The sequence below is a fragment of the uncultured Blautia sp. genome (assembly GCF_902497045.1).
GTDB lineage: Bacteria > Bacillota > Clostridia > Lachnospirales > Lachnospiraceae > Blautia_A.
Genome location: NZ_CABVDF010000091.1, coordinates 1 through 10,257, shown reverse-complemented (window position 1 = coordinate 10,257; position 10,257 = coordinate 1). Strand labels below are relative to the sequence as shown.

Sequence of the window (10,257 nt, the reverse complement as noted above, 5' to 3'; positions counted from 1 at the left end):
CATATCGTTTCAGAATACCAAGCATTACCTGAACAGCCGTATCCATTCCCTCTGCAGTAATGTGCTCATAAGGACCATGGAAAGCATAACCGCCTGTTCCAAGATTCGGACATGGCAGCCCCCGGAAGCTGAGCTGGGAACCATCTGTACCGCCGCGGATAGGAGCAACATCCGGCTCCATTCCCAGTTCACGGATTGCCTCCTTGGCATGATCTACCAGATGCATGCACGGTTCTATTTTTTCAATCATATTCCGGTACTGCTCTGTAATCTTCAAAGTGACGGTTCCTTCTCCGTATTTCTCGTTCATAATCTTTGTAACATGCTCCATGGTTTTCTCTCTTGCCTCAAAGCAGGCTGCACTGTGATCCCGAATGATATACACAAGTCTTGCCTGCTCCACGGTTCCCTGCATCTCGCAGAGATGGAAAAATCCCTCATACAGTTCTGTATGAGCCGGAGTTTCCAGCGACGGCAGCATGCTGTTGATCTCCATAGCAACAAGTGCCGCATTGACCATGGTGTTCTTCGCCTCTCCCGGATGAATGTTAAACCCTCGGATCTCAAGAACCGCTTCGCTGGCATTAAAGTTTTCATATACGATTTCATTTTCACGACCGCCGTCTGCCGTATAGGCATACTGCGCACCAAGTCCCGGAATATCCAGCTTTCCGGCTCCGCTTCCCACTTCCTCATCCGGTGTAAAGGCAATGCATACCTTTCCATGAGCCATGTTCTCTTTAAGAAGCTCCTCCGCAACAGTCATAATTTCCGCTACACCGGCTTTGTCGTCTGCCCCCAAAAGAGTGGTTCCGTCTGTAGTGATCAGTGTTCTGCCTTTCAACTCTTTCAGATGTGGGAATTTTTTTACAGAAAGAATCTTTCCGCTGTTTCCCAGAGGCAGATCCTCTCCATTGTAATTTTCATGGATCTGTGGATTCACATTTTCCCCGCAGAAATCCGGCGCGGTGTCCAGATGAGCGATAAATCCGATGGCCGGTCTGTCCTCGTATCCCGAGGTGGCAGGTATCTCACCATATACATAACAGTTTTCATCTGCTCTTGCATTTTTGACTCCCAGCTCCTTCATTTCCTTTACCAGAAGCTCTGCCAGATCAAACTGGCGGGCTGTGGTAGGAGTAGTATCGCTGTTTTCATCACTGGTTGTATGGATCTTCACATAATTTAATAAACGTTCGTATGCTCTCATAATCTGCTCCTGTTCTCTTCTTATTCCCAAAGGAAATTTTTCCGTGTCTTCATTATAATATAGAAGATATGAAAAAACAATGCGGGAAACAGTAACGTTTGTCATTCCCCTCTCCTTATGGTATACTGATAATCATAAATTTATCCTATCAATATCCTAATCGGAGGTACAAAATGGCAAAGAAAAATCTGATCGTCGGACAGTCCGGCGGACCTACAGCAGTGATCAACAGTAGCCTTTACGGAGTTGTGGCAGAAGGAATCGCCCATGACCAGGAAATCGGTGAGGTTTATGGAATGGTAAACGGAATCGAAGGATTTCTGGATGACCGCATCCTGAATTTCCGGGAAGCTCTTCCGGGAGAAAAACTGGAATACCTGAAGCATACACCTGGCGCATATCTGGGCTCCTGCCGCTACAAGCTTCCGGAATCTCTGGAGGATCCGGTATATCCTCTTCTTTTCCGTAAATTTAAGGAGATGAATATCGGCTGGTTCTTTTATATCGGCGGCAATGATTCCATGGATACGGTAAGCAAGCTTTCCCGCTATGCCGCCCGGATCGGAAGTTCTATCCGTGTGATCGGAGAGCCTAAGACCATTGACAATGACCTGGTGCATACCGACCACACTCCTGGTTACGGAAGTGCAGCCAAATATGTAGCCTCTACTGTTCGCGAAATCACACTGGATGCCAGTGTTTATGAAAAAAAATCCGTGACTATCATAGAGATCATGGGACGCCATGCCGGATGGCTTACTGCTGCCGGGGCTCTTGCCCGTAAATATAAAGGCGACAATCCTCTGTTCATCTACCTTCCGGAAAGTAATTTTGACACAGAGCAGTTCCTCTCAGATGTGGAAAAAGCCTTTGAGAAAAACTGCAATGTAGTTGTCTGCGTATCCGAAGGTATTCATGATGCAGAAGGAACCTTTATCTGCGAATACGACAGTTCCGTAGGCACTGACAGCTTTGGTCACAAAATGCTGGCCGGCTGCGGAAAATATCTGGAAAATCTGGTAAGGAGCCGCCTTGGAGTGAAAGCCCGCTCCGTAGAGCTGAACGTCAGCCAGCGCTGCAGCGCTTCTCTGATTTCCGAAACAGACCAGGCAGAGGCCGTGGCTGCCGGACGGTTCGGTGTTCAGGCTGCCCTGAATGGAGAAACCGGAAAAATGGTTTCCTTTATCCGTAAAGAAAACACAGACGGTTCCTATCTGATGGAATGCGGACTGGAAGATGTTAATCTCATCTGCAACGAAGAAAAAGGAGTTCCTGCCCAGTGGATCACTGAAAATGGTTCAGATGTATCCCATGATTTCATAAAATATGTAACTCCTCTGGTACAGGGAAATATTGCTGTTCCTGCTGGCGACGACGGACTTCCTGTATTTGTATACAGAAAATAAACCTTGTCAAAAAATGACGCAGACAAAAGTCTGCGCCATTTTTTTACTGGAATTCTTCATGATCTTTCTTCAGCTGTTCTTCAACCTGCTTTTTTTTCATTTCTTCCTCTTTTTTTTCATCACGGCTTTTTGGAAGAATAATATTCAAAAGCACTGCGATTATAGTAGCAAGAACTACTGGAGATTTTCCAAAAATGGTAGTTACCCATTCCGGGAAAGTAGCAAGCGCCGCCGTTGCCTGGGAAACTCCCATTCCCAGAGCCGCTGCCAGACCTACGATAGAAGAATTTCTGTAGTCCATTTCAGCGGAAGCTACAAGCTTCATACCTGTCATTGCAATGGAAGCAAAAACAGAAACCGTTGCTCCCCCCAGTACGCACTGAGGTATCGTTGTTAAAAGTGCAGAAAATTTTGGTACAATACCTGCAACTGCAAGAATCGCAGCAGCCAGTCCAAGAACACAGCGGTTGATAACCTTTGTCGTAGTTACAATACCAACATTCTGGCTGTAAGTGGCGGTGGGCAGACAGCCGAACACTGCACTTAATATATTGCTCAGGCCATATGCTACAATACCGTTCTGAAGCTCTCTGTCTTTTGGGGTACGGTTCATAGAACCGATGGTAGTTGCGGAATAGTCTCCAATAGCCTGTACGGAATTTATTGCAAAAAGAATACCAATGGCTACACAGGAGGAAATTTCAAACTCTACGCCGAAATGCATAAACTGCGGAAGCTGAAAAGCGCCTGCCTCGCCTACACTGGTAAGGTCTACCATTCCAAAAGGTATGGAGACAATGTATCCTGCAATAATGCCTATAAGAATAGAGGCCAGTTTACAGATTCCTTTTCCAAAATGGTTCAAAGCCGTTACCACTGCCAGAGTGAAAAAAGCCACCAGCCAGTTCTGCCAGTCTCCGTAATTCTCGCTTCCCACTCCTCCTGCCATATAATTAATAGCAGTGGGATAAAGAGAAAGACCGATCGTAAATACAACAGTTCCTGTGATCAGAGGCGGAAAGAACACCCTTATCTGCCGGACCAGAAGTCCCATTACAAGAGCTACGATACCGCCCACGATCTGGGCGCCAAAAATAGCAGCCACACCATAACCTTCTGCAATTGCCTGCATACTGGGCACATAGGCAAAGCTGACACCCATAATCATAGGAAGGCCGGAGCCAATGGCAAAACCTGATTTTTTTCCTATAGGAAACAGCTGAAGCAGTGTGGCAATGGCAGACATCACCAGAGACGCCTGAATCAGAATAACCCGATCCTCTGGTTTTAATCCACCGTCTCCCACAGCACCTGCAACAATAATTGCAGGTGTTACGCAGCCAACGATCATTGCCACTACATGCTGAAGAGCAAGCGGAGCAGCTTCCCGTAGACGCGGAACTCCATCCAGCTCAAAAATACTTCCTCGTTTCATAATATCCTCCCTTTCCTTTTGTTTCTATTTATGTAAATTTTTCTTTCGTGTTTCATTATACCAAACAGTATGCATAAAAACAATTAGGTGTGCTAAAAATTTTTGTATAAATTTTACACAAAAAACAACATCCTTTTTTGTAGACTTTTATGTGAGCAGTTCAAAAGTATGATAAAGATCCACTCTTCCATATCCCCATTCTCTGTTGGGATACACCTTATCCTCCTCACGGACTGCTCCTCTTCTCAGATAATTTTTTACGCTGTTCCCAAAAAAGAACGGTTCGTTTCCCCGGATAACAGCCCATTCAAAAAGGAGCGCTGCAATTCCTGCAGTCTGGGCTGCTGCAAGGCTTGTTCCTGACGCAGTCCCATATCCCCCCAAAGGTCCTGTCAAAGGTATTTTCATATCCACTCCCGGTGCGGCAAAATCCGGTTTGACCAGGTTATCTGTATTATACCCTCTGCTGGATCGGATGTAGAGACTGTTGTCCCGATACTGGTACGCCGCAGCAGTCATGCCGTTTGGTGCATCCCCCGGCGATGTGATCGTATAATCCGGTGATGCTTCCAGAAAATACGTATCTTCCGATATCATTCCCTGTACCGGAAGCCATACATGAAATCTCCCAGGACTGTTAAAACGGCTTTCTGTTTCCAGCTTCCAGATTCCTTCCGCCGGATGGAGAAATCGGAAAAATATCAGAGTATTTCCCGACCGCCTTTCTATTGGAATATAATTAACCAGAACTTTTGTTTCCACAAACACAAACGAAAGTTCCTGGGTACTGTTTTTCAGGGCAGCGCTTATGGAAAGCCGCTCACCGGTAGGTGACTGGATCACCACATTATAAAAATCAGGAGACTCTCCCCAGAATTCCATAGAAAAACCACTTCCAGATTCCATACTTCCAACTCTCAGTTCCAAAGTATCCCGGGGATTTGTTTCATTTAATATTCCCATATAGTGATGTCTGGCAAGACCTTCATTTCCAGCCGCCACAGATACTGCATTCTGCGTAAAATTTGCAACACTTCCAATATACTGGCTGAGCGGTCCCTCACCTCTGTGAGCTCCCATACTGCTTCCAAGTCCAATACACACAGACAAAGGCATCTGATACTGAAGCGCTGTTTTGACTGCATATGCAATTGCCAGCATAATATCATCTTCCTGAAAAACCTCTGCCGAAGAAGGGATCAGATAAAGCTCCCTGAGATATTTTTTTGCCTGTTTTAATTTCACCACTACCAGTTCTGCCTCCGGAGCCGCACCGGAAAATCCCTGTTCCGGTATCCTGTTCCCTGCCGCAATTCCTGCAAGCATCGTCCCGTGTCCATTTGCGTCCAGAGGCGGCAGCACTTCCATGGTATCCGGCGAAACCAGCGCCCTGTCAATGTCTTCTCTTGTAAATATTCTTCCATATGGAACTCCGTCCGAAGGACTGCCCTTCGCACTCTGATCCCATATACTGAGAATTTTTGTATGGTTTCCATTACGAAAGGCTTCATGTCTCCAGTCTATTCCTGAATCAATAATGGCAATCAGGTTTCCTGCTCCCCGCAGCTTCAGATAGGGATGGTCATGAAGCCTGTTGACACCTGAAGAATCCAGCCCGCCCTGATCCATGTAAGTATAACATTTTGGGACAGAAAAATAGGAATAACTGCTGATCAATGGTTCCGGAACCTGGGACGAAGGCACATAGGTTACACCGAACAGATCGTCTATGATCTGAAAGCTTCTGTCTGATTCATATGTGACCGTACCGTTTACGTTCTGGTTATATCTGACAATGAAATTCTGGTAGTTTTCATCCTGCGCAGGAAGAACCTGATTTTCCGCTGCTTCCGTCTTACTGACTGCAGTTTCTTTTTTCTTTTTTTCAAAAACTTCCATTCCCGGCTCATAATCCTCTTTTCCCAGCATAGTCTCTCCCTGTTTCTTTTTTTATCAGCCTATGCTTTTCCACGGTTTCTGATTCCTGAAGAACAAGGCATACAGGTTCCTTTTACCCGTCAGATACATGCTGGGCAGACAGTCGTATTCCACATAAAAAAAGCTTCCACAGTCCACAGATTTCTCCGTTTCCTGCGAAAGCTTTTTATTTTTCTTTATCAGCCCTGACTCAGTACTGAACGGACATGATCAACTTCTTCTCTGGTGGCTTTTGCTGCGGGAACATAATATCCCTTTGTCCGGGCAATACGGTAGATTTCCTCCTGAGACATTTCACACTGATTACGGATCTGCTTCAGAGTCTGTTTCAGCTGTGCATTCTCTGTCTGCGGGATCATTTCTCCATAACGCACAAGTTCTCCGTTAATTCCTGCCAGAGTATCTGCTACCATTGCTTTTTCATTCATTTTCGGCACCTCCTACTGTAAAAACTGCATCAGCTGCTGTTTTGTCTGCTGTGCGGACTGAGCGGATTTCTGGAAGAATTGTTTTACCTCCATATCCTCTGCTTTTTGTGCATAGTCCTGCATTTTACAGTGCGTGGTGTCAAAACCGCCGATTAGATGGCGAAGGTTCTGAAGATCAAGTTCTGAAATCTCTGTCATGATACTACCTCCTCATATATTTTCTACAAAAGGTAGTATGTCAGAAAACAGATTTTTTATTCACCGATCAGCCAATTGTACATTTCTTCATACTGTCTTGCGGAATTACCCCAGGAGAAATCAGCTGCCATTGCACGGTCAACCATCTTATTCCATTCACGCTTGTTGTCATAGAATACACGCTCTGCATTACGTACCGTAGCCATCATCTCATGTGCATTGTAATTGGTAAAGCTGAAGCCTGTTCCGGTTCCCTCAAACTCGTTGTACGGCTGTACAGTATCCTTCAGTCCTCCTGTTTCCCGCACAATCGGAAGAGTTCCGTAACGAAGGCTCATAAGCTGGCTCAATCCGCACGGCTCAAAGAGAGACGGCATCAGGAATGCGTCGGAAGCTGCATAAATCCTGTGGGACATCGGCTCGTCATAATAAATCTGGGCAGAAACCTTGCCATGATATTTCCAGTCAAAATGGCGGAACATATTCTCATAGCGTTCATCACCTGTTCCAAGAATCACAAACTGGACTGCATCCTGGCACATTTCATCCATGACATAAGCTATCAGATCAAAGCCTTTCTGGTCTGTCAGACGGGATACGATACCGATCATCATAGCCTTAGGATCCACTTCAAGTCCCAGATCCTTCTGCAGCTGAATCTTATTTTTTACTTTTTCCTTACGGAAAGTTTTTGCATTAAAGTTCTGCGTAATAAACGGATCTGTCTCCGGATTAAATACGTCATAATCAATTCCGTTTACGATTCCGCGAAGACTATTGGAACGGGCACACATAAGTCCGTCCAGTTTCTCCCCATAAAACGGCGTCTTGATCTCTTCTGCATATGTATTACTTACTGTAGTAACTGCATCGGCAAATACGATGCCGCCTTTCAGATAGTTTGCATCCTTATAAGCCTCAAGCTTATCCGGTGCAAAATAATAATCAGACAGTCCTGTGATCTCTTTTATTGTTTTTACATCCCATACACCCTGGAATTTCAGGTTATGGATCGTCATAACTGTCTTAATTCCCCAGAAAAAGTCATTCTGCTGGAAAGAATCATGAAGATATACCGGAACAAGACCTGTCTGCCAGTCATGACAGTGGATCACATCCGGACGGAAACCAATGACAGGAAGTACGGAGAGCACTGCTTTGGAGAAAAATGCAAATTTTTCCAGATCCCAGGGAGCGCTGTCGTAAGGCTTCGGACCACTGAAATAATATTCATTGTCAATAAAGTAAAACTGAATTCCGTCATACTGCATCTGCATAATGCCTACATAGCAGTTTTTGTAGCCGAGATCCATGTAAAAATGGGTCACATATTCCATTTTATCTTTCCATTCCTGTTTCATGCAGGCGTATTTGGGGAGGATAACACGGATATCAAAATAACGTTTATCGAAGTATTTCGGAAGAGCTCCGGCAACGTCTGCCAATCCTCCTGTTTTGATAAACGGCACTGCTTCTGATGTTGCAAATAAAATCCTTTTCATCTGTAAATACCCCTCCTTAGTGTGACTTAAAGATATCTTTATTATACTCCAAATACGGTCTATTGGAAAGAGTGATTTTTGTATTCCAGACGAATCTTATCTGCGATCAGCGCAATAAATTCCGAATTTGTAGGTTTTCCTTTTCCTGTGCTGACTGTATATCCAAAAAGCTCATCAATAGTATCCATTTTACCCCTGCTCCATGCCACCTCTATGGCATGACGGATGGCTCTTTCCACACGGCTTGGCGTCGTTTGATGTTTCTTTGCTATGGTGGGATAAAGCACCTTGGTAATGGAATTCAGCATCTCGATATCATTGACTGCCAGAATAATCGCGTCTCTTAAATACTGGTATCCTTTAATATGGGCAGGTACTCCGATTTCATGGATGATATTCGTCACATCCGATTCCAGGTTCCTCGCGCCATATTCCGCCTTCTGTTCCTGAACTGCTGCCTGACGCAGTACAGATTCCCTGTTTCTCCGGTCGCCTGATCTTCTAAGATGCTTGATCCGGTTAAGAAGCACCTGATTGTCAAAAGGCTTCAGCATATAATAATCAGCTCCCAGGCTGAACGCATCTTCTGTAATCCTTTCCTGCCCCACTGCCGAGACAACAATAAAAGAAGGCTGTTTTTTTACTGTCATATCATGACTGCAGTGCTCCATAACTGTCAAGCCGTCCATTTTCGGCATAATAATATCCAGCACCACCACATCCGGTTCCTTTTCTTTGATGATATTACAGATTTCTTCTCCGTTATGTGCTTTGCCGACCAGTGTCAGATCCTTGTCCTCTTCGATCATCCGCCCCAGTATTTCTACCATCTTCTCGTTATCATCTGCTACTGCTACATTTAATTTTTCCATCAGACCAGTTTCCTCCTCATTTTTGACAGCCTGCCTGCAAAAGCTGTGTTGAAATTTCATTTACTCACATGTCACAGATATTATAGAGGAAGCACCTGCGCGAAATCAAGCTGAAAGAGGCTGAAAAATCTGTTTTTCTTTCGCTTTTTTTCGAGTTTTACAGACATTTATCTCAAAAATTCGTGGGAAAGATTTCTATCGAAATCGGATAGCATGCAGGTTTATGGAGGTTTTCACTGATCCTGTTTTTCTGCATTTTTCTACATGGAAGCCTGGATCGCGGCAATCGTTCCATCTGCTACTGCTGTGGAAACCTGACGAACTTGTTTTACCCGAATGTCTCCTGCAGCATAAACACCGGGAATTTCTGTTTCCATTTTTTCGTTTACCGGAATAAATCCATTCTCCAGAGAAAGCTGTGTATACAGTTCTGTATTCGGAATTGTTCCTGCATATACAAAGATCCCACATCCCGGGTCTTCTATCGTTTCAATAGCCCCTGTATGTTCATCCAGAATTTCCAAAGTCCGAACCTGATCGGTTCCATATACTCCATGAAGTCTTGAATGAAGACGAAGGGAAATATTTGGTGTTTCTTTTACCTTTTCCCTGAATTCTGCAATACATCCAAGAGAATCTTCAAAATGGATAATTGTTACTTTCGATGCCAGTTTTGCAAGATATAAGGCTTCTTTTACCGCTCCGTCTGCACCGCCTGCCACATAAATATGTTTTCCACGATAACTTTCTCCGTCCTTTGCAGCATTCATTCCCATACCTTTTCCCCAAAGTTCTGCTTCTCCCGGAATTCCCAGCCTTCTCGGAGAGGTACCGTTTGCCAGGATTATTTTTTCAGCTTCAAAGACTCCTTTATCTGTAAAAATTTCTTTTTTATCTCCTATCAGTTGTGCCTTTTTCATCTCTGCCTTCAGAATCTCCACACCAGCTGCCTCTGCCTGCTGTTTCAGTTTTGCAGCAAATGCGGCTCCTGTCTCTCCCGGAGCCACTCCTGCATAATGAGTCACGGTAGATACCTTTCCGATCAGACCTCCAGCCTGATCTTTCTCGATCATTAATACCTTTTTTCCTCTGCTTGCCCCATAGATTCCTGCGCTGATCCCTGCCGGTCCTGCTCCTATAATCACTACATCATACATATTCTGCATCCTCCTTACACCTTTTCATATTGCTTTTCTCTATTGATGGCTGCTTTGTTTCTTTACATCTTAAATATATTCTTTATTTATCATTTTGTAAAATTATAATAA

At 44.6% G+C, this 10,257-nt stretch carries 9 protein-coding genes; 1 reads left to right on the top strand and 8 read right to left on the bottom strand.

Annotated elements, in window-relative coordinates; genetic code table 11:
- On the bottom strand, positions 1–1,210 hold a 1,210-nt coding region (pepT, locus tag RDS42_RS08160; RefSeq protein WP_308783214.1), incomplete at its 3' end, for a peptidase T.
- A 173-nt stretch (positions 1,211–1,383) separates the two neighbouring features.
- On the opposite strand from pepT, the gene RDS42_RS08155 reads away from it, so the two are divergent.
- Positions 1,384–2,616 carry a 6-phosphofructokinase gene (locus tag RDS42_RS08155; RefSeq protein WP_308783213.1) on the top strand — a complete coding sequence of 411 codons (1,233 nt, stop codon included), beginning with the start codon at positions 1,384–1,386 and terminating at the stop codon, positions 2,614–2,616.
- Between the two features lie 43 nt (positions 2,617–2,659).
- Here the strand turns inward: RDS42_RS08155 and RDS42_RS08150 are convergent, their stop codons facing one another.
- From RDS42_RS08150 to RDS42_RS08120, 7 genes are all read right to left on the bottom strand, one after another.
- Entirely contained in the window at positions 2,660–4,051 is a 1,392-nt protein-coding gene (locus RDS42_RS08150) for a nucleobase:cation symporter-2 family protein (RefSeq protein WP_308783212.1), read from the bottom strand.
- A gap of 147 nt (positions 4,052–4,198) precedes the next feature.
- Positions 4,199–5,980 carry a S8 family peptidase gene (locus RDS42_RS08145; RefSeq protein WP_308783211.1) on the bottom strand — a complete coding sequence of 594 codons (1,782 nt, stop codon included), beginning with the start codon at positions 5,978–5,980 and terminating at the stop codon, positions 4,199–4,201.
- Between the two features lie 188 nt (positions 5,981–6,168).
- Complete coding sequence (locus tag RDS42_RS08140) at positions 6,169–6,417, bottom strand: spore coat protein (RefSeq protein WP_308783210.1); 249 nt, start codon at positions 6,415–6,417, stop codon at positions 6,169–6,171.
- A 12-nt stretch (positions 6,418–6,429) separates the two neighbouring features.
- Positions 6,430–6,615: a hypothetical protein gene (locus tag RDS42_RS08135; protein ID WP_022067034.1), complete on the bottom strand. Its 186-nt coding sequence runs from the start codon at positions 6,613–6,615 to the stop codon at positions 6,430–6,432.
- 56 nt (positions 6,616–6,671) lie between these two features.
- On the bottom strand, positions 6,672–8,117 hold the full coding sequence (gene glgA / locus RDS42_RS08130) for a glycogen synthase GlgA (protein ID WP_308783209.1): 1,446 nt from the start codon (positions 8,115–8,117) through the stop codon (positions 6,672–6,674).
- A gap of 59 nt (positions 8,118–8,176) precedes the next feature.
- On the bottom strand, positions 8,177–8,989 hold the full coding sequence (gene spo0A / locus RDS42_RS08125; RefSeq protein WP_308783208.1) for a sporulation transcription factor Spo0A: 813 nt from the start codon (positions 8,987–8,989) through the stop codon (positions 8,177–8,179).
- 260 nt (positions 8,990–9,249) lie between these two features.
- Entirely contained in the window at positions 9,250–10,146 is an 897-nt protein-coding gene (locus tag RDS42_RS08120; RefSeq protein WP_308783207.1) for an FAD-dependent oxidoreductase, read from the bottom strand.
- Between the last annotated feature and the right edge of the window lie 111 nt (positions 10,147–10,257).